Source organism: Photorhabdus akhurstii, from assembly GCF_019090985.1.
Lineage (GTDB): Bacteria > Pseudomonadota > Gammaproteobacteria > Enterobacterales > Enterobacteriaceae > Photorhabdus > Photorhabdus akhurstii.
The window spans coordinates 5260828-5281728 of sequence record NZ_CP020335.1 but is presented as its reverse complement, the minus strand read 5'-3'; the positions used below and the strand labels follow the sequence as shown (position 1 = coordinate 5281728).

16 protein-coding genes are annotated in these 20901 nt (G+C 44.3%); 8 read left to right on the top strand and 8 right to left on the bottom strand.

Features of this window, described 5'->3' with window-relative positions:
* Positions 1-201 precede the first annotated feature (201 nt).
* The 4 genes from pnp (at position 202) to B0X70_RS22585 (ending at position 5414) form a co-directional block, all read left to right on the top strand.
* Entirely contained in the window at positions 202-2331 is a 2130-nt protein-coding gene (pnp, locus tag B0X70_RS22600; protein WP_046395601.1) for a polyribonucleotide nucleotidyltransferase, read from the top strand.
* 125 nt (positions 2332-2456) lie between these two features.
* On the top strand, positions 2457-3341 hold the full coding sequence (gene nlpI / locus B0X70_RS22595) for a lipoprotein NlpI (RefSeq protein ID WP_036776503.1): 885 nt from the start codon (positions 2457-2459) through the stop codon (positions 3339-3341).
* Between the two features lie 101 nt (positions 3342-3442).
* On the top strand, positions 3443-3523 hold the full coding sequence (yrbN, locus tag B0X70_RS26045) for a protein YrbN (RefSeq protein WP_105394837.1): 81 nt from the start codon (positions 3443-3445) through the stop codon (positions 3521-3523).
* The gene (locus B0X70_RS22585) at positions 3513-5414 is read left to right on the top strand and encodes a DEAD/DEAH family ATP-dependent RNA helicase (RefSeq protein ID WP_217470451.1); all 1902 of its coding nucleotides are present in this window, start codon (positions 3513-3515) and stop codon (positions 5412-5414) included. The genes yrbN and B0X70_RS22585 overlap by 11 nt, the downstream gene beginning before the upstream one ends.
* A gap of 262 nt (positions 5415-5676) precedes the next feature.
* On the opposite strand, the gene B0X70_RS22580 is transcribed toward B0X70_RS22585, so the two are convergent.
* The 3 genes from B0X70_RS22580 to B0X70_RS22570 form a co-directional block, all read right to left on the bottom strand.
* Positions 5677-7479 (bottom strand): carbon starvation CstA family protein, encoded by a 1803-nt coding sequence (locus B0X70_RS22580; RefSeq protein WP_217470450.1) that lies wholly within the window; start codon positions 7477-7479, stop codon positions 5677-5679.
* A gap of 170 nt (positions 7480-7649) precedes the next feature.
* Positions 7650-8366 (bottom strand): two-component system response regulator BtsR, encoded by a 717-nt coding sequence (gene btsR / locus B0X70_RS22575; protein WP_040151174.1) that lies wholly within the window; start codon positions 8364-8366, stop codon positions 7650-7652.
* A 2-nt stretch (positions 8367-8368) separates the two neighbouring features.
* Positions 8369-10066, bottom strand: a complete 1698-nt coding sequence (locus B0X70_RS22570; RefSeq protein ID WP_217470449.1) for a sensor histidine kinase — start codon at positions 10064-10066, stop codon at positions 8369-8371.
* A gap of 237 nt (positions 10067-10303) precedes the next feature.
* On the opposite strand from B0X70_RS22570, the gene B0X70_RS22565 reads away from it, so the two are divergent.
* The 4 genes from B0X70_RS22565 to B0X70_RS22550 all read left to right on the top strand — a co-directional run bounded on the left by B0X70_RS22565 (position 10304) and on the right by B0X70_RS22550 (position 14152).
* Positions 10304-11275 (top strand): HlyD family secretion protein, encoded by a 972-nt coding sequence (locus B0X70_RS22565; RefSeq protein WP_036776487.1) that lies wholly within the window; start codon positions 10304-10306, stop codon positions 11273-11275.
* A gap of 7 nt (positions 11276-11282) precedes the next feature.
* The gene (locus tag B0X70_RS22560; RefSeq protein WP_217470448.1) at positions 11283-12428 is read left to right on the top strand and encodes an ABC transporter permease; all 1146 of its coding nucleotides are present in this window, start codon (positions 11283-11285) and stop codon (positions 12426-12428) included.
* Complete coding sequence (locus B0X70_RS22555; protein WP_217470447.1) at positions 12428-13573, top strand: ABC transporter permease; 1146 nt, start codon at positions 12428-12430, stop codon at positions 13571-13573. Before B0X70_RS22560 ends, B0X70_RS22555 begins: the two co-directional genes overlap by 1 nt.
* A 291-nt stretch (positions 13574-13864) precedes the next feature.
* Positions 13865-14152 (top strand): type II toxin-antitoxin system RelB family anti-toxin, encoded by a 288-nt coding sequence (locus B0X70_RS22550; RefSeq protein ID WP_011148593.1) that lies wholly within the window; start codon positions 13865-13867, stop codon positions 14150-14152.
* A 110-nt stretch (positions 14153-14262) separates the two neighbouring features.
* On the opposite strand, the gene B0X70_RS22545 is transcribed toward B0X70_RS22550, so the two are convergent.
* Genes B0X70_RS22545 through B0X70_RS22525 form a run of 5 tightly spaced genes read right to left on the bottom strand, consistent with a single transcriptional unit; the run spans position 14263 to position 20800 of the window.
* Positions 14263-14805 carry a CDP-archaeol synthase gene (locus B0X70_RS22545; protein ID WP_036776481.1) on the bottom strand — a complete coding sequence of 181 codons (543 nt, stop codon included), beginning with the start codon at positions 14803-14805 and terminating at the stop codon, positions 14263-14265.
* Complete coding sequence (locus B0X70_RS22540; RefSeq protein WP_036776478.1) at positions 14795-15418, bottom strand: CDP-alcohol phosphatidyltransferase family protein; 624 nt, start codon at positions 15416-15418, stop codon at positions 14795-14797. The genes B0X70_RS22545 and B0X70_RS22540 overlap by 11 nt, the downstream gene beginning before the upstream one ends.
* A 9-nt stretch (positions 15419-15427) precedes the next feature.
* Positions 15428-17011 carry a fatty acid CoA ligase family protein gene (locus B0X70_RS22535; protein WP_217470446.1) on the bottom strand — a complete coding sequence of 528 codons (1584 nt, stop codon included), beginning with the start codon at positions 17009-17011 and terminating at the stop codon, positions 15428-15430.
* Positions 17008-18063 carry a hypothetical protein gene (locus B0X70_RS22530; protein ID WP_217470445.1) on the bottom strand — a complete coding sequence of 352 codons (1056 nt, stop codon included), beginning with the start codon at positions 18061-18063 and terminating at the stop codon, positions 17008-17010. Before B0X70_RS22530 ends, B0X70_RS22535 begins: the two co-directional genes overlap by 4 nt.
* Entirely contained in the window at positions 18056-20800 is a 2745-nt protein-coding gene (locus tag B0X70_RS22525; RefSeq protein WP_246593370.1) for a phosphoenolpyruvate synthase, read from the bottom strand. Before B0X70_RS22525 ends, B0X70_RS22530 begins: the two co-directional genes overlap by 8 nt.
* Between the last annotated feature and the right edge of the window lie 101 nt (positions 20801-20901).

Here is a 20901-nt window from a genome sequence, read left to right as displayed (position 1 = left end):
CTGAGAAGCCATCATTAGGTAACAGCACGAAAAATGTTGGTGATGGTTTTTGTTAAGGCTCTTCAGTTACAGAGGTTCGCGCGGCTAATGAGAGTGCTTAAGGGAGTAAGACCTGTCGTTAGTCGCGAGGATGTGGCATGAAGAGATTATTCATTGTTGTCTGCTGAATATAAAAGACAATGTTAACGAAAGGATATTATTTTGCTTAATCCGATTGTTCGTAAATTTCAATATGGTCAACATACCGTTACTATCGAAACAGGTATGATGGCTCGCCAGGCTACTGCTGCTGTCATGGTCAATATGGATGACACGGCTGTATTTGTCACCGTTGTTGGTCAGAAAAAAGTAAAAGAAGGTCAGGATTTCTTTCCACTGACTGTTAACTATCAGGAGCGTACTTATGCTGCTGGTCGTATTCCAGGCAGTTTCTTTCGTCGTGAAGGTCGCCCTGGTGAAGGCGAAACATTAGTCGCTCGTTTAATTGATCGTCCTTTGCGTCCTCTGTTCCCGGAAGGTTTCCTGAACGAGGTGCAGATTGTAGCGACAGTTGTTTCTGTTAACCCGCAAGTAAACCCAGATATTGTTGCAATGATCGGCGCTTCTGCTGTGCTGGCACTATCTGGTATTCCGTTCAATGGTCCAATTGGCGCGGCTCGCGTTGGCTATATTAATGATCAGTATGTGCTTAACCCAACCAGTGATGAGCTGAAAAACAGCCGTTTGGATCTGGTGGTTTCAGGTACTGCTGGTGCTGTTTTGATGGTTGAATCTGAAGCCGACATTCTAACTGAAGAGCAAATGTTAGGTGCGGTAGTATTCGGCCATGATCAACAACAGGTGGTTATTGAAAACATCAATGCATTAGCTGCGGAAGCAGGTAAAGAAAAATGGGATTGGGTGCCGGAACCTGTTAATCAAGCGTTGCATGACCGTGTAGCTGAATTGGCAGAAAGCCGTTTGGGTGATGCTTACCGTATCACTGAGAAGCAAGAGCGTTATGCTCAGGTTGATGCTATCAAAGAGGAAGTGACGGCTGCGCTGTTGGAACAGGATGAAGCTTTAGAGGACGCCGAAATCCATGAGATTCTGGGTAGCTTAGAGAAAAAAGTTGTCCGTAGTCGTGTTTTGCGTGGCGAGCCGCGTATTGATGGCCGTGAAAAAGATATGGTTCGTGCATTGGACGTACGTACTGGAGTTCTGCCTCGTACGCATGGCTCTGCGTTGTTTACCCGTGGTGAAACTCAGGCTTTAGTTACTGCAACTTTGGGTACAGAACGTGATGCACAGATCATTGACGAGTTGATGGGAGAACGCACAGATCGTTTCCTATTGCACTACAACTTCCCACCATATTCTGTTGGTGAAACAGGTATGATGGGTTCGCCAAAACGTCGTGAAATTGGTCATGGTCGTCTGGCTAAACGTGGTGTGGCGGCAGTCATGCCAAAAGCTCATGAATTCCCATATACCGTTCGTGTAGTTTCTGAAATCACGGAATCAAACGGCTCATCTTCAATGGCGTCTGTTTGTGGCGCATCTCTTGCGTTGATGGATGCAGGTGTGCCGATTAAAGCTGCTGTTGCTGGTATTGCAATGGGATTAGTGAAAGAAGACGATAATTTTGTTGTTCTGTCTGACATCTTGGGTGATGAAGATCATTTGGGAGACATGGACTTTAAAGTTGCGGGTAGCTGTGAAGGTATCAGCGCACTGCAAATGGACATCAAAATTGAAGGCATTACCCGTGAAATTATGCAAATTGCTCTGAATCAGGCAAAAGGTGCTCGTTTGCATATCCTGAGTGTAATGGAACAGGCAATTAACAGCCCACGTAATGAAATTTCAGAATTTGCACCACGCATTCACACTATTAAGATCAATCCTGATAAGATCAAAGATGTTATCGGTAAAGGCGGTTCAGTTATCCGTGCACTGACAGAAGAAACCGGTACTACCATTGAGATCGAAGATGATGGCACTGTGAAAATTGCTGCAACTGATGGTGAAAAAGCAAAACATGCCATCAGTCGTATTGAAGAAATCACTGCTGAGATCGAAGTTGCCCGCGTTTACACTGGTAAAGTAACTCGCATCGTTGATTTTGGCGCATTTGTTGCTATCGGTGGTGGTAAAGAAGGTCTGGTACATATTTCTCAGATTGCGGATAAGCGTGTTGAGAAAGTGGCTGACTATTTGCAGGTCGGTCAGGAAGTTTCAGTTAAAGTTCTGGAAATTGATCGCCAGGGTCGTGTTCGCCTGAGCATTAAAGAAGCGACAGCCGGTGTAATTGTCGAGGATACACCAGTAGCACCACAATCAGCAGAATAAATTTGATGTTATAAACCGGCGTCTTGTAAAAAAGCGCCGTTTATAGACTCAGGGCAGGAGGCCCAATAAATGCAATATGGGTGATAGGGCATTCTTAATTAATGTCTGACTTTCGGGAGTAGGAAATGAATCTTTTTCTGCGCTGGTGTTATGCTGTAGCAATACTTCTTTTGGCAGGATGCAGCAGCAAGGATTGGCGTAAAAACGAAGTTTTTGCTATTCCGTTACAACCTTCATTGCAACAAGAAGTCATTCTGGCTCGCATGGAACAGATTCTTGCGAGTCGGTCATTGACAGAAGATGAGTACGCACAGCTTTTATATGAGAGAGGTGTGCTGTATGATAGTCTCGGGCTGAGAGCTTTGGCACGGAATGATTTTTCTGTTGCCTTATCTATTCGGCCTAATATTCCAGAGATTTTTAATTATCTGGGAATTTACTTCACACAGGCTGGCAATTTTGATGCCGCCTATGAAGCGTTTGATTCTGTATTAGAGCTTGATCCAACTTACAATTACGCGCGTCTTAACCGTGGCATCGCGTTGTATTACGGTGGTCGGTATAAGTTAGCGCAGGATGATCTGCAGGCGTTTTATCAAGACGATCCAAATGATCCTTTCCGTTCGCTGTGGTTGTACCTGGTGGAAAAAGAATTTTATCCTAAAGGGGCGATGTTGAACTTGTCGCAGCACTACGAAAAAGCGAACCGGGGGCAATGGGGCTGGAATATAGTTGAATTCTATTTAGGCAAAATTAGTGAATATACATTGATGAACCGCTTGAAAGAGAATGCAACGGATAACACTTCGCTCGCTGAGCATCTCAGTGAAACTGACTTCTATTTAGGTAAACATTACCTAAGTCTGGGGGACAAGGATAGCGCATCTGCGTTATTCAAGCTGACGGTAGCTAACAACGCACATAACTTTGTTGAGCACCGCTATGCATTGTTGGAATTGGCGCTGTTAGGCCAGGAACAAGATGACCTATCAGAATCGGACCAGCAATAGCTGACGAACATTTCGAGATCGATTAACAAAGTCCATCATCTTGACCGATGAGGGCTTATTTGTTCGTTTAATTAAATACTTTGAGCCAGTTCACATTTTAAATGAAAATGACCGAAATTTTTTTCGATGCGTTATGTAGACTGGCCGCCATAACTAACGAGGCACCATTACATGACCACTGAGACTGAAATCTCTTTTGCTGATCTGGGTTTATCAGCACCTATCCTTTCTGCACTGGAAGATCTTGGCTATGAAAAGCCATCTCCAATTCAGCAACAATGTATTCCCCATTTATTAAATGGTCGTGACGTACTAGGTATGGCGCAGACGGGGAGTGGTAAAACTGCGGCATTCAGTCTGCCTTTACTGCATAACATCAATGCTGAGTTGAAAGCTCCACAGATCCTTGTGTTGGCGCCGACCCGTGAACTGGCGGTACAGGTAGCCGAAGCGTGCGCAGATTTTTCCAAACATATGCGTAACGTGAATGTTGTTGCGCTGTATGGTGGGCAACGTTATGACGTTCAGTTACGCGCTTTGCGTCAAGGGCCACAAATTGTTGTGGGTACACCTGGGCGTCTTTTGGATCATCTGAAACGTGGTACGTTAGATCTATCTAACCTGAGCGGCTTAGTTTTGGATGAAGCAGACGAAATGCTGCGTATGGGCTTTATCGAAGATGTTGAAAACATCATGAGCCAGATCCCCGCAGAGCATCAGACTGCGCTGTTCTCTGCAACTATGCCAGAAGCTATCCGTCGCATTACTCGTCGTTTTATGAACGATCCGCAGGAAGTGCGTATTCAAGCGAGTGTAACGACTCGTCCTGACATCAGCCAGAGCTATTGGTCTGTTTACGGTATGCGTAAAAATGAAGCTTTGGTGCGTTTCCTTGAAGCAGAGGATTTTGATGCCGCGATTATTTTTGTGCGCACCAAAAACGCAACGCTGGAAGTGGCAGAAGCACTGGAGCGTAATGGCTACAACAGTGCGGCGCTAAACGGTGATATGAACCAGGCACTGCGTGAGCAGACATTGGAACGTCTGAAAGATGGCCGTTTGGATATTTTGATTGCAACTGATGTTGCAGCGCGTGGTCTGGATGTTGAGCGCATCAGTCTGGTTGTTAACTATGACATTCCAATGGATGCCGAATCTTATGTTCACCGTATTGGCCGTACTGGTCGTGCAGGGCGTGCTGGTCGAGCGTTGTTGTTTGTAGAAAACCGTGAACGTCGCTTGTTACGTAACGTTGAACGTACAATGAAGCTGACTATCCCGGAAGTTGAACTGCCAAATGCTGAATTGTTGAGCCAGCGTCGTCTGGAAAAATTTGCCGCTAATGTACAGCAGCAATTGGAAAGCAGTGATCTGGATCAGTACCGTACTCTGTTGTCTAAATTGCAACCTGCGGAAGATCTGGATATAGAAACGCTGGCCGCGGCATTATTAAAAATGGCGCAAGGTGAGCGTCCATTGATTCTGCCTCCAGATCCGGCGCGTCGTCCTCGCCGTGAATTCAATGAACGTGATGATCGTCGTCGTAATGGTTTTGATGATCGTGGCGAACGCGGCGATCGTCCTCGTCGTGAACGCCGTGATGTCGGTGAAATGGAGTTGTACCGTATTGAAGTGGGCCGTGATGATGGTGTTGAAGTTCGTCATATCGTTGGTGCGATTGCTAACGAAGGTGATATCAGCAGCCGTTATATTGGCAATATCAAATTGTTTGCAACGCATTCCACAATTGAATTGCCAAAAGGTATGCCAGGTGATTTATTGTCCCACTTTACCCGTACCCGCATTCTGAACAAGCCAATGAATATGCAGTTATTGGGTGATGCACAGCCATTTGAACGTCGTGAACGTCGCGGTGGTGGGCGTAACGGTAATGGTAGTGGCCCTCGCCGTGATCGTGAGAGTTTTAATGGTGGCGGTCGTCGTTTCAATGGTGAACGCCGCGGTGGAGAAGGTCGTGGTGAAGGCCAAAGCCGTAGCAATTTCCGTGGTCGTGGTGATGATCATGGTTCATCTGCTCCACGCCGTCGTCATAACAATAGTAACGCACAGTAATCATCTGAACTGATATACCCTATGGATTTCAAGATGCATCGCGACGGCAAGGGAGCGAATCCCCGGGAGCATAGGTAACTATGTGACCGGGGTGAGTGAGTGCAGCCAACAAAGAGGCAACTTGAAAGATAACGGGTATTTTAAATAATAAAGCGGCTCTTTCTACAGGAGCCGTTTTTGTTATCAGTTAATTTATTTAATGTTTTTTATAATAAAAAAGCTGCTCTTTATACAAAGGGCAGCTTTTGATATGAGAAAGAGATCAGTGAGTCAGTACCTCAACTGAATTACCTGCACTGCGGGCGCGCCACAGTTTCAGCCATTGCATAATGGAAGAAACCGTAATCACAACGCCGAGGATAACCATCACAATGGAGATCGTTCCATTGAAGATGTTGAAACCTTTTGCTGTGGAGTTGAAGTAAACATTCTTCACCATCCAGTAAGCAGCGTAGTTCACAGTAACATACAGGTAAACCAGTGGTATCAGGCAAGTCAGCATATACCAGCGTTTTTCAGACAGACGCAGGATAATTGTCGCACCAATCATCAGGCCGATGGAGGCCATCAGTTGATTGGATACCCCGAATAGCGCCCAGACTGAATTGATATCGCCGGAATTCAGCAGATAGCCCCACAGTAAACAGGCAATGATACTGCAACCAATGGAACCTGGTAACCAGTTAATGCGTTTCAGGGGCGCCCAGATATCGCCCAGGAAATCTTGCAGTAGGTAACGGGCAACGCGTGTACCGGAATCAACCGCTGTCAGGATAAATACGGCTTCGAACATGACGACGAACTGGAAGAAGTAGGATGTTAGCTGGTTGAACCAAGGGACGCGGGTGAAGATATCCGCCATACCAACCGCCAATGTGACGGCTCCACCGGTACGGCCATACAGATCCAGACCAATTTCCTGACTCAGTTGTGGTAGATGGATAACATCCATACCCAGTGTAGCAAAGACCTCTGGGGAGGAGTTAATCGCGAAATAGTCAGCAGGATAGAGAGAAGTGGCAGCGATCAACGCCATGACGCCAACGACACATTCTGCCAGCATGGCGCCGAAACCAACTGGCAGAATATCACTCCACTTATCGATCTGTTTTGGTGTTGTGCCAGAGCCGATAAATGCATGAAAACCAGAAATAGCGCCACACGCAATGGTGATGGAGATAAACGGCCACACCGGACCTGCCAGTACAGGGCCATTGCCATGAATAAATTCAGTCACTGCCGGGAATTGGATCTCTGGGTTAATAAAGATGACTCCCACAACTAACGCGCCGAATACACCGATTTTCATAAAACTGGAAAGATAACCACGGGGAGTCAGTAGCATCCATACTGGCAGAGCGGTTGCAAAAAATGCATAGATTGGCAGTGCCAAGCTAACAGTCGATGTACGTAGACTCAGCCATTCACCGAAGGCGGATGCTTGAATGTAAGGGCCGACAATCACACAAGCCATGATGGTGATAATACCTACCCAAGTTGCTCCGCGCATGTTACCAGTGAAGCGCTCCCACAGACCGACGCCGATTGCGACCGGAATGGTCATAAATACTGCAAATGTTCCCCAAGGGTTACGCTCTAGCGCATGAACGACCACTAGGGATAGACCTGCCATAGTAATCGTAATGATGAACAGCATTGCAAGGCCGGTGCACCAACCAGCAATTGGGCCAAGTTCTGTTTTAGCAACTTCTGACAGAGATTTACCGCTATGTTTCATTGAAGCGAATAAAACAACCGTATCATGCACGGCACCGCCGATAACACAGCCGATTAACAGCCATAACATACTTGGCAGATAACCGTATTGGGCTGCTAACACAGGGCCAACCAGCGGTCCTGCGGCTGCGATTGCTGCGAAGTGGCTACCAAAATTGACCCATTTTTTCGTGGGTACATAATCTTTACCGTCTTCCAGTAGATGGGAAGGTGTAACCTCGCTGTCATCTGCTTTCAGTACCTTCTTAACGAAGAATACGCCGTATAAGCGGTAGCAGATAACCAGAATACACAACGTTGCAATGACAAATGTGAGAGCGTGTTGCATTTCTCTTCTCCTGAGAGTTATAAATTTTTACTCGTATCTTGTCACAGGTAAAGGAAGCTATAAGGGAGCGTCTGAGTGAGTGGTTATATGGCGGGTTAAGTGGTCAGATTCAGCAGGTGAGCGGTGAGTAAGAACTGACTAACCTGCTGAAAATGTGATAAATGTCACGATTACTTCAATCCTAGAGCCTCTTTCAATGGCTTCAAATAACGGCGGCTGACGGGAATAGTTTTACCATTGCGTAGAATCAGTTCGGCCTGTCCGTGATCACCAAATAAGATTTCGCGCAGATGGGTCATATTGACCAAATATTGACGATGATTTCTCATCAATGGGGTGCGGGTTTCCAATGTGCGAAGTGTCAGTTCAGTAAATCCTTCCTGCCCGTTGGTACACATAACATATACTCCGCTTGGACGGGAGGTGACATAAAGGATTTCATCCAGTTGCACAAGCCAGATTCGGCTGTGGCCGGTGCATGGGATATATTTCAGCGGCTTTTCTACTTTAAGGATGGAAATATCCTGTTTCTGATGCCCTTGCCGTAATCGTTGTAAAGTTTTAGTTAGGCGGTTTTTTTCCAAAGGTTTTAATAAATAGTCAAATGCGTGCTCCTCAAACGCTTGTATTGCATATTCATCAAACGCAGTCAGAAAAACAATATAGGGACGATGTTCTGGATCGAGCATACCAACCATTTCTAATCCGGTGATACGTGGCATTTGGATATCCAAAAATACAACATCGGGTTTTAGATGATATATGGCACTAATGGCTTCAACAGCATTGGCGCATTCGCCAATAATTTGAATATCGTGTTCTTCTTCTAGCAAACAACGTAGATTTTCTCGTGCAAGCGGTTCGTCATCAACAATTAATATATTCATATTCACACAGTTTTATTAGCCTCTTTAATGAGTGGCAAGTGTAAAATTACGCGAGTAAATTTTTCTGGTTGGCAATCTATTTGCACATCATAATTTTCACCATAGCGAAGTCGTAGCCGTTTATCTACCAGACTCATTCCTAGTCCATCCCCCATAGAAGCTGATTTATAAAGACCGGCATTATCTTCCACTTCCAGTATCAACAATTGATTTTGTTGATGAGCACGAATAGTAACCTTACCAGTTTCTAATAACTGTGATGTGCCGTGTTTGATCGCATTTTCTACTATTGGCTGGAGAGAAAAAGCGGGTAATTTAGCGTGAAGCAGAGATTCCGGCAGTTCAATGCTTATTTGTAGATGCTCACGGAAACGCGCCTTCTCAATTTGTAAGTAAGCATTCACATGCTCTATTTCATCAGACAGCGTGACAATCTCTTCTGACCGTTTCAAGTTTTTACGGAAAAAGGTTGAGAGATATTGTACTAATTGACCCGCTTGATAACTGTCTCGTCGGATCACGGCTTGCAAGGTATTTAAGGCATTAAATAAAAAGTGAGGATTCACTTGCGCATGAAGCAGCTTAATTTCGGATTGAAGCAGTGATTGTTTGTTACGTTCATATTGTCCTGCGAGGATTTGGGCGGATAACAAACTGGCAATGCCTTCCCCTAGAGGGCGGTTGATTGAGCTGAACAGACGGTTTTTGGCTTCATAAAGTTTGATTGCGCCGATAACTTGCTGATTTTCTCCCTGTAGCGGGATGACCAGAGTTGAACCGAGCTTGCAGGTTGGATTGATTGAACAACGGTAAGGTATTTCATTGCCATCGGCATAAACCACTTCATTATTTTCAATTGCTCGACGGGATTGATCTGAAGCAATAGGTGTTCCAGGGAGGTGATGATCTGAACCGATACCAATAAACGCCAAGAGTTTTTCTCTATCTGTAATAGCCACTGCGCCTATTTCCAGTTGTTGATAAATAACTTTTGCTACCTTCATACTGTTATTTTCATTAAATCCTTTTCGTAGAATACCCTCTGTATAGACAGCGATTTTCAGGGCTTGAGCAGAAAATGCACTAGTGTATTTTTCAAATATCGCGCGTCGGTCAAGTAGGATACGTATAAACATTGCTGAGCCGATACTATTGGTGATGATCATGGGGATGGCGATATTTTTGACCAACGCTAATGCTTCACTGTATGGACGAGCGAGCAGTAGTAAAATGCCCATCTGTATTATTTCAGCACAAAACGTGACGACAGCGGCTGTCCAGGGATTAATCAGTCGGTTTATCTGACCACGTTTCGTCAGATAGCTGTGAATAATGCCACCGATTAAACCTTCAATAATGGTCGATATCATGCAACTGAAAGCGGTTATCCCACCAAGGGAGTAGCGGTGCAGTCCACCGGTTAATCCCACCAGTGCGCCGACACTTGGCCCACCCAGAAGCCCGCCAAGGACTGCGCCAATAGCACGGGTATTGGCAATGGAATCACCTACATGCAGACCAAAATAGGTTCCCATAATACAGAAAATGGAAAAAGCGACATAACACAGCAGTTTATGAGGTAAACGCACAGTGACTTGTAACAGTGGAATAAATAGTGGTGTTTTACTTAGTAGCCAGGCGATCACCAAATAAACACACATCTGTTGTAGTAATAACAACACAAGATTAAATTCGTACATAAATTTTCCGAGAGGATTTATGGATGTTATTAGTTTACAGAAACAGCTAATAATATTATTAAAAGTTTAGTTTAAGTAGGTTAATATTTGACAACAATCATAAACCACTACACTATTATAAAGCGTCTTCCTTTCTGTCAGTGATTATACGCACGAATATATAAGAAATTTTCCGTAGAACAATGCGAAGCTATAACGTTAGTTTTGAGTCGGGTAATTTTGGATGTGTAAGACATCATGAAAAAAAGAACACTTTTTACGATTTTACTGGTGATTTTGCTCACAGCAATGGCTGTGTTGTTTCATTCTCATAACCAATATTTATTGTTGCAAGGTGAAGTTGATGCGCCGGAAGTGATTGTGGCGTCTAAAGCTAAGGGACGAGTGATCAAACGTCACATTGAACGGGGAGATGATGTTAAAGCAGGCCAGTTGCTGATTACACTTGAAAGCCCTGAATTACTGGCCCAGGTTGCTTCATTAGAAGCTGCTCGTGATCAAGCCAAAGCGCAGTTGGAACAATCTCTTCATGGAACCCGTGAAGAAAGTATTCGGAATTTGGAAGCGGGTTTGGCACAAGCTCAGGCCGAATATGATAATGCGGTACGTGAATATGAGCGCATTCAGAATGTCGCATCTAAAGGTTATGTTTCACGAAACGATCTAGATAATGCTCACAGAAGTAGGGATGTTGCTTATCAGAAAATGCAGAGCGCAAAAGCGGCATTGGATGAAGGCAGGCATGGTGACAGGATTGAATTGCGCCAGAAATACGCAGCAGCTTTACGTCAGGCTGAACAGCAACTGATTGAGTTGCGAACCCAGAGTGATGATTTGCAAGTCAAAGCGCCTGTCGCGGGGGAAGTGGGGCCGATTCCGGCAGAAGTTGGTGAATTATTTAGTGCTAATAGTCCTTTAGTGACATTAATCCGTGTACCAGAAGCTTATTTTATTTATAACCTGCGGGAAGACATTCTGGCAAAGGTACACAAAGGGGATAAAGTCAAACTTCGTATTCCTGCGCTAGGTGATAAAGAGGTTGAAGCCGAAGTTCGTTATATCTCTCCGATGGGTGATTACGCGACTAAACGTGCCACTCGCGCCACTGGTGATTTCGATTTAAGAACCTTTGAAGTGCGCTTGTATTCCTTACAGCCTATTGAAGGTTTACGTCCTGGTATGAGTGCCTTGTGGCGTTGGGATAAGTAGGTGACTGATGCGAAGCAAGGTTGTATGGCGTGGTTTCGAACGCGCTTTTAGCCAAGAAATCCGGGCTGTGATTCGTAGCCCAGTTTTTCACTGGCTAAGCTGGTTATTTCCGTTGATGTTATTTGTGCTGATCAGCGCTAATTTCTCAGAAGGGACGTTGCTCAATCTGCCAGTATCGGTGGTTGATAATGATCAGAGTCCGCTGTCACGTCATCTAATACGTAACCTGGATGCGGCTTCTCATGCGCAGATTAAATCTTATGATGGCGGATTACAGGAATCTCTTGAGAGGCTTGGCAATGCTAAGGATTACTCTTTACTTTATATCCCACACGATTTTGAAGCTAATGCGCTCAGAGGAAACCAGCCAACCGTGCGTATGTATTACAACGCGTTGTTTTATGGTGCCGGAAGTTATTCTATTCAAGATCTCAGTGGTTTAATGGCAGAGATTAATGCGAAGTACCGTTCCATATTGGCGACGGAAATGGGTCATCAGTTACCGCCATTAGCCAATGTTACGCTCGTTTATGACAGCCTTTTTAATGCCAGCGGTAGTTACATCTATTATCAGCAGTTTGCGGCCACAATCCATTTATTACAGCTTTTTGTTGTAACCTGCACGATTTATAGCATGGCACGCAGCAAGACACTGATGACAATGAAACCATTTACTTTCGCTCTATTGGGAAAATTGGCGCCTTATACCCTGTTTTTTACTCTGTTGTTGATTGTTGAATTGGCCGCTCTGATTGGTGTATTTGATGCAAAAGTGAATGGTAATCCGATATATATGGTAATAGTGGGTTTCTTCTATGTCATTGCCGCTCAAAGTATTGGCCTGTTGCTGTTTACTTTCACTAATAGCACATTGACGGCTTACAGTTTAATTGGAGTGCTAGTCAGTATTGCGACGACTTTTTCAGGTATGTCAGTGCCAGAATTATCAATGATATTGCCGGCGCGAATAATTGCCAATATTGAGCCTTTGACGCATGCGCTAAATGCGATGTTTGATATTTTTCTGCGAGAGGTTTCTTTGCTGGGTATTTTATCTGTTTGTGCTTTATTACTTATTTATCCGGTTGTTTGCTTTCTGTTAGTACGAAACCGGTTATTTAAACGACTTGGTTTGCCACAGGGTGATGAATAATGCAGATGTATTGGCAAACTTTTCGCCGGGTATTAATGGGAATGTTGGAAAAGCCCATGTGGATGTTGATGTTGGTTTCCTTGTGTATGATGAGTTTGGTATATGTCCGGCCAACAGTATGGGATCTACCGGTTGCTGTGATCGACCAGGATCACAGCTCTGCTAGTCGCTCTTTGATACGCCAGCTTAATTCTACGGCTAAAATTGCTGTCCACAGCTATGATAATTTAGCTGATGCTCGTCATGATCTACTGCTACGTGAAATTTTTGCGATTATTATTATTCCGGCGGATCTGGAGAAAAATATTCTTAATGGAAAAAATATCACTTTTCCGATTTATGGTGATGCAACAAGTCGTCTTGCCAATGGACAAATTCAGCAAGAGTTAACCTCAGCCCACCGGCAATTGCTAAACGAATATAACAGTAAATTATTATTGAAATATGGTTTTAGCCCTGAACAGACAGAATTATTACTGATGCCGATTCGTAGTGAAACTGTTGGGCTATTTAATCCTGGTGTTAGTTTTGCCGCAATTGTTTTTCCCGGTTTGTTGGTGATGTTATTACAACACTCGTTATTGATATCTTGTGTGCGGGTCAGTATTACGATACGTGGTACACCGAAAGGTAAACCGCCATTGCCTGTCTATTTGGGAGCGTTGTCGGCGTTATTACCGATTTGGCTTTTTCTCTCCATCATCTTTTTTGTGCTTTGGCCGTGGGTGTTGGGATACCGACAGGAGGCGTCTATTCTTTTGCTATTAATGCTGACGTTCTTGTTTATGTTGGCGGTACTCGGATTAGGTAAATTAGTGACAGAATGTATGCGCAGTGTAGAAATGATCTATTTAACGATCGCTTTGCTTACCACGCCTGTGTTCTATATTTCCGGCACAGTCTGGCCGGTACAGGCAATGCCTGATTGGGTGAGAGCAATTTCTTCTGCTTTACCATCGACTTGGGCAACGAAAGCGATTGCCGGTGTTAACCAAATGGGATTGCCAGTACAGAATGTACTGGGAGATATTGCCATGATGCTGGTTCTTGGTGGGGTTTATACTCTGTTAGGAATTTTGATAAGTATGGTGCGTAATGGTGAATTAAGGAAAATAACCTATTATTTGCGTAGGGTGTTTAAGTGATGATTTATGTTTCCTAATTCGTGATTTATTCTAGTGCGATAGCAAAATGACCAGATAGAGTGGTGTATATATGTTCTATTTTTATACTCATTATAATTTTTTATCTATGTAATTCAGTTGGGTAGATAAAGTTATGGTAATCACATTAATAATTAGTACTTATCATTAAATATCTCTCTATGTATTGTTTTTTTAGAATCATATAACAGAACCAATGATAGTTTCGGTGTGCTGTCAGGAACGATCAATTTCACCGATATGAGATGGAAAAACGATTGGAGGATATGACATATGGCTAAAGTAACTCCTATCTCACATTCAGAAGTGAGAAAGCGTCTTCTTAATACACCGGAAGCTATACAAGCTTATGTTGAGGCTACAGAAGAATATGAGCTGCTGGAACAACTCACTGAGTGGCGGGAAAAGGCGGGTCTAAAGAAAATAGATATAGCTAAACGGATGGGAATTAATCCGTCTGCGGTTACCCGTATTGAGAAGAATGTAACGAAAGCTAGTTGGCACACACTTAAACGTTATGCTGCTGCATGTGGTGTTGAGTTATCTTTAACTGCGAAGTAATACTACAGAAAGTGTGTTCCGTTGGTGGTGATACTTAAGATCTGCTTGTTCTAAGAGGCTTCCGTTAAAGGAAGCCATTTTCCTGCAATATTTCTATCTGATCTCCTCGCTTAGAATCTCGTTTTTTTCAGCGAAAGCAAAAACAGTATATTCTTAACGACAAAAGCGCTGATTAAAAAACAGAAGAAAACAGAAAATGCATCGACATAAGTAAGATTAAGATAAATAAAATAGGCTATTGTGACGCCAATAGCAGAATCAAGTTGATCGAATAAAATAAACAATCGCTTATTTTGTTCCGGGTGTTTTCCCGGAGGTGCGCCGAGCCTCCTTTTTAGCCAAGAGTTCGGTAATTCGAAAAGAACATAGCCGAAACCCGCCAGAAAACCGGCAAATAAGCAGGAGGAAGTAGTCTGGGGAATAATAGTGTCCTGTGTTCCGGTGCCGGGAACTAACCACAATAGCGAAAATAGCGCGGTAATAATGGGTACAACAATAAAACCGCGCCAGGTCTTGTTGCGACCGAAATAACGTTGATGTATTGGAATAGCCCAGCGGGCAAAATAGTTTTTCGTCACAATTACCATGTGTAAACAACCACCAAGGATGACGGGGATCATTAAAATCCATCCATGATAAAAACTATTGAACATAAAGACTCCAGAAATGAAGACCGGTAAATAAAACAAATCCTGCAAGTGTTGTACTGATGATAGTATTGAGACTCTTGAATTTATAAAACGGGCGATCCCATAACATAGCGATACTGAATGTAAGGAGCGCTAATGTCAGTAAGAGATGGCTTAACCACGGCTCGACGACTAAGCTTACCAAAGCGTAACCACTGATAATAAATAAGCTCCAGAATACGGGCATACCGAGATAGGAGAGCTGGTTTTCATTCTTAATATTCCCGACTTCATTAAATACAGATAATCGCAGGCAACCACTAATGATCATTAAGATAATAAACAGGGAATACCAAGATTGATAACCGGAAAGGTAGAGAATAATAGCTGGAGAGATCAAGTAAATAAGTTGATCCATAAATCCATCAAGATAACGACCAAATGGGCGCGTAATATTTAAGTTTCTGGCTAAAATACCATCGAGCGCGTCGCCAAGCATGGCAAGATATAAAAACGCAATAGCTAAGTAATACCAATGTTGTAATGCGGCTGCCACGGCAAGAGCGCTAAATACCGCCCCACCAATAGTAATATAGTCTGCTCTATTTAATTGGATAATAAAATGATTATTGTTCATAACTTTTCCTTATTTTTCCTTGTATGGAACGGAGGACAATTGGCCTTTTCTGAGCATATTTGTCAGAGCAATGCGGTTTATTTTGCTGTTATGACGAATATCGACCGGAATAGAATTAACATAATAAATACGGGTAACTAGTGTGAGCGCCAACTGGTCTAAAATAGCGGGTAAATCTGCCGGTAGTGTGGCGCTCTCCAGTATCAGAGCGGCACCGCCTAAAGGATGTAACACGAATGCGCTTTGAGTGATCTCTGGTAGTTCATTGATCCTTTTTTCCAGTACATAGGGATGAACGATACGGCCATCATCTAGCACCACTTTGTCTTTTACCCGTCCAAGTAGCCAGAGCTGTCCTGTGGTGTCCAGATAACCAACGTCGCCGGTACAGTGCCAAATACCCCCCTGTTTACGTGGGAGCTTGTTTTCTTTCGTTGCTTGAGGATTATCAATATAGTCTTTGAGCACATGAGGCCCGGCAACCAAGATTTCACCGATATTACCGGCGGCCAGTGGGATAATTTGTTGGGGGTTGGCAGTTATTTCCCGAATACATATTTCTGCTTGTGTCACCGGTTTTCCGACCAAATAACCATCATGAGTTGCCCAGTGGTTTAATTGAGTCGTCATTTCGACGGTACTGATCGGTTCAACCTCGGTGGAACCATAGACTACTAAATGCTGAGCATGTGGGAAGACGGTCAGGCAGTTTTCAAGCAGAGCTTTGTTGGCAGGCGCACCACCTACAATGATTGTTCGCACGTTGGGGAATGACAACCCTTTGCTCTTAGCATAACCGGTAATTTTGCTCATATAGGCGGGAGCGCCGCTGAGGCATGTAATACCTTGGTCTTGTACTTGCTTGACGATCTTCTGCGGATCAACGGTTGCGGGATAGGCAAAGTCAAAATCAGGCAGAATACTGCTGTTGCCGCAGCATAATGAGTGCAGCACCATAACGGGGAAACTGTGTAGGTCAATCTCACTCTTTCCCTCAGTAAAAAGCGCTGTTATGGCATAAAGTTGTGCTAGCAGGCTGTCATGAGTGCGGTTTGCGCCTTTGGGTATGCCGGTGGAGCCTGAGGTAAAGGTAATTAACCCGGTTGTATCCGGCGGTAAATCTCGGCAGATAAAGCTATCTAAAGATAAATGTTGACTGGGTGTTTCCAGCGCTTTCATGCCCCAGATACGTTGGCCGATGACAAAACGTCGTAGTCGCCACAGTTCAGGGATCAAAAACCAGAATTTTCCTAACGTAGGTTGAGTGATCACTGCCGATAATTTACTGCGGCGCAGTATCTCTCTCAGTTGCTTTTTGGAAAGCCCGCGTTCAAGCATAACTGGAACTAGTCCTAAACCCAGAATAGCAATAAGCAATGGATACAGGACTAAGCCTGGTTGAATAATCACCAACAAGCGATCGCCAGCGACGAAGCCGGCTTGGGTTAATAGACGCTGGAAATGGGAGGCATGAGAAAAAAACGCTTGAAAGCTTAAGCCGCTACTGTGCTCCAATGAATGTGGCACTTGCAGGGCTAAATGCTCGGGATGTTTTTGGGCTGCATTGACAATTGGTTGACAAATATTTGTCATGCGATCCTCCTGTAATAAAGCGCATATTGATGCTTGGTGGCAGCCAGCGTATTAAAAAGCCGTCCTGCGGTCTTGAGAGATGTATTATCTTCACGCATCAGAGCGCCTCCCAGACGTGGGTGAATACGCCTGGCGCTCTGTTCAAATGAGTAATATAGCGTGTTGTACAGCCGACTGCCCCGGTATTGCGGTGCAACTGCCACGGTTTTCAACAACCCGATAGCGGGCTGACCTTTTTGTAGAACAGACAGACTCAGAATTAACCCGGCAATTTCGCCGTTGGTGGTTTTAGCCAGAAATGAGGCAGGATAACGGCAAAAAGGTTTAATAAACTCCTCACCACAGTGCTGTTGAAATGCTGACCAAGATGGCGTGGTATAAGCGAAATTTTCGCCAAATACCGAGTCGATAAAAGAATAAAGTTTAACCTGTTCTTGCATCCATAATTCCGGTGTTAACGGCAATAATGTTGCTTGAATATCAGGAAGTTTTTGCGCGCGTTGATGAGCTTGCTGAAAGTTGCCTGCTATTGCCTGAGTATCGTCGAATAGTGAGATATAGCGATAACGGATATCAAACCCTAACTCTTTTAACAAAAGAGGATAGTAAGGAGGGTTATAAGGCTCATGCTCAAAGGGAGGGACCTCAAAATGATCAAGTCGAACGCGGTAATCTCCGAAAGTTGAGAAATTAATGGGTCCGTAGAGATTACGCGCACCATTTTCCTTGGCCCATTGTTCCAAGGCGCTAAACAGCATGGTGTTGCTTGCTATGTCATTATCCGTTTCCCAAAAGCCGAAAAATGCGGCAGATCGGCCATCAACCCTATGAGGTACTAAAAAGCCGACAAGACGGGTTTTCCCAGGAATGCAGCCAATCCAAGCTTTACTGTGATTAAACCAGGAATTCTTTGGACTGAACTGTTGTTGCACTTTTTCCCGGTCTTCGCCAGGCCAAAGCGGCCAATCGCGATAAATCATTGGCGGAAGGTCAAGAAAACCTTCTGGCAGTGGATTGGCCGGAGACCATTCTCCCATGAAGATATTAGACATGTTCACTCCTTGATGCTTGTTCTTCTGTTGTGGTGTCGTGTAAGCGGACAACACTTCCAGTTGCGCCATCCATGCGTACGCGATCGCCGTCTTGCAAAATTTGTGTGACGGCAGGAATGCCAACAATTGCGGGGATACCCAGTTCACGGGCGACAACGGCGGAATGTGAGAGAGTCGAACCGCGCTCGATGAGTAATCCACCGGCGGTAGGGAATAATGGCGCCCACCCCGGATCGGTACGCACAGTACATAGGATCTGACCTGCCAGCGACATTTCATCTTGTGGGTTTTTAATTAATCGGATAGTTGTTTCAACCTGCCCTGGGTAACAACCTATGCCTTGTAGCACGCTGCTATCAGTTGTGGCCTGCTTTTCCTGATAGGGATAGCTGTAATCTTGCTGTTGATACAGCGAGCCTCTAATGAAAAGGTGATGAGCGGGTTCATCCTCGGTTTCGTAGCTGGCATATTCTTGCTTGCGTATAGCAACTAAAGGCTTAAGTTGGGTTTGTATTGCTGTTCCTTCGTAGCCGCTGTAGATCTCCTCTAACGTGAGATAAAAAATATCGCGGGGTTCAGCGAGGATACCTTCTAGTGCATAGGCTTGACCAAGTTGTATGAAAATATCCCGGTATAGCCCAAACATACGGGTCCGGGTGAAGCGCATATTTTCCCGGTGGCGTATCGCCTGGCGCAATTTCTGCAAATTGTTTTTGAAAGCGTTCATGCGTCTGGAGCCAAGTCGCTCGTGTATTTGCTGAAATGCCGTGTTTTCGGCCTGAGTACGCAATTTTCTTTCTCGGCTGGATAACGTCTCTGGGGTGAGAGTATCGATAGCAAGGTAGTTTTTTAGTATCAGAAATAGAAAGCTGGGATCTTGTTTTAACGTGATGGTTTCCAGCTTCAATTCCCCCATCGTGCGATCGCCATATTTTTTAATATAATCGATGCACTGCTGGTGGAATGGTTCATCGAGGTGGCGTACTTGGGTCAGCAGGGTACGAGCATCACCGTGGGTCAATAGGTTGCGCAACTCAGGGTGCTGGCGTGCATATTGGCACATTTTTAATAGCACTTTGGTTGGTTGGGTGCTTTCAATATCTTCATCCCCAGAGAGGAGATCACCTAATAATGCAGATGAATTCTCAATACCGGCAGCAATTAGCTCTCGGTTTACCCGGCCATTAAACATCATCACATAGAAGTCGTTCAGGATCGGCGTCGTCCAGCGTCGTAGCAGATGTTCATCCAGATATTTCAGTTTCTCGATTAGTTGGCCGCTGTTACAAGTATGCGGTTCTGCTTGTTTTATGGCGGCGTCATGCCATTTGAACTGTTCTAAAAATAGTTCTACCCGTTGATCCATAGTCCTAAAGGCATATAACAGGCGCAGAAATGCCCACCCCATTTTTGGCAGTTTCTTTATTTTGTCGCCCGGTGAAAGCGTTTTATCCTCAACAAAATCAACTGGATCTTCCAGCCCCATCATTCTTTCCATATCTTTTTTATTGGTTTGGAAAGAGGGGAGTAATAATAGCCCTTTATACCAATTGTTGATGTTGTAATAGATCCTGCCTTTAATTAAACCGAGCATGTTCTCCAACATGGAACGATGCTGGTTAACTTGTTTATCCGAGCAACCTAAGGCACGTATTGTCTGTTCATAGACGGTGGCATAACCGGCGCGAGCAAAAGAGAAGGTTAGTGGTGTTGTTATTCCACAATAAGATTCCTGAATATTGGAGTTATCAAAGATAATATGGCGCTCGCTTTGATCATCCTGACGTGGCAAGCGGGTTATTGGCCGGGTCTGTAGAATAAAGATTTTATGGTTTTGAATTGTCCATTCGATATCTTGTGGGCATCCCCGTTCTGCCGCGATTTTTTTGCCAATATTTCGTAATGCATAGATTTCATTATCGAGTAAGGTCGGTTTCCACTGTTTTTCTTCTGCGACGGGTATTGTTATTGTACCGTTGCCATTGGTGGTATCGAAAACACTTGCTGTCTCTTTTTGTGTGATATGGCGTTCAATCTCCGATGTAGTGAGATGAACTGAGAATTCGTCGGTATCGCATTCGCCGGAAACCACACCTTCTCCGGTACCCCAGGCGGATGAGATTAGGCAATGTTGCCTGCTGCCTGTCACTGGGTGGGCAGTAAACATGACGCCAGAAACCTCACCGGCAACCATGTTTTGAATGATGACAGCACTACTTATATTGCCCATCGGTAGCTGTTTGTGTAGGCGATATTGTAATGCACGTGTGTTAAAAGCTGAGGCCATCACAGCGCGTAAGCTATTGATCAGCGCTGATTTACCTCGTTGAAATAGGTAGCTGTCCATCTGCCCGGCGAAAGAGGCATTGGCGGCGTCCTCGCCAATGGCTGATGAGCGAACAGCGAAAAATGTATCTGGGTGATTCTCCGATAAGAGAGCCAATTCTTCTTCTAATTCAGTAGGCAGTGAAATTGACTGTATCCACTGACGCAATGGCGCAGCAATAGTATCGAGTTTTTCCTGGCTGATATCACGTGGTACGGCAGCCAACTGTTCTATAATATTGTTTGCAAATGTATCTTTGATAAGCAGGCTATTTAGTACCTCGCTGCTGATGACCCAATAATTAGGTACAGGAAAACCGTTTTGCGTAAGCCATAATAAATTAGCCGCTTTGCCACCTAAGGAGTGTTCCGCCAATTCAATAGCGTTATCTTGAGTGTAGAGATATTTCATATTATTCCACCAATGCAGCAATAGTATACTTTGCTTACATCATGGTCTTATTTGCACGTAATATTGTTGGCGTGAATAGATCAATAAGATATGAATGTATT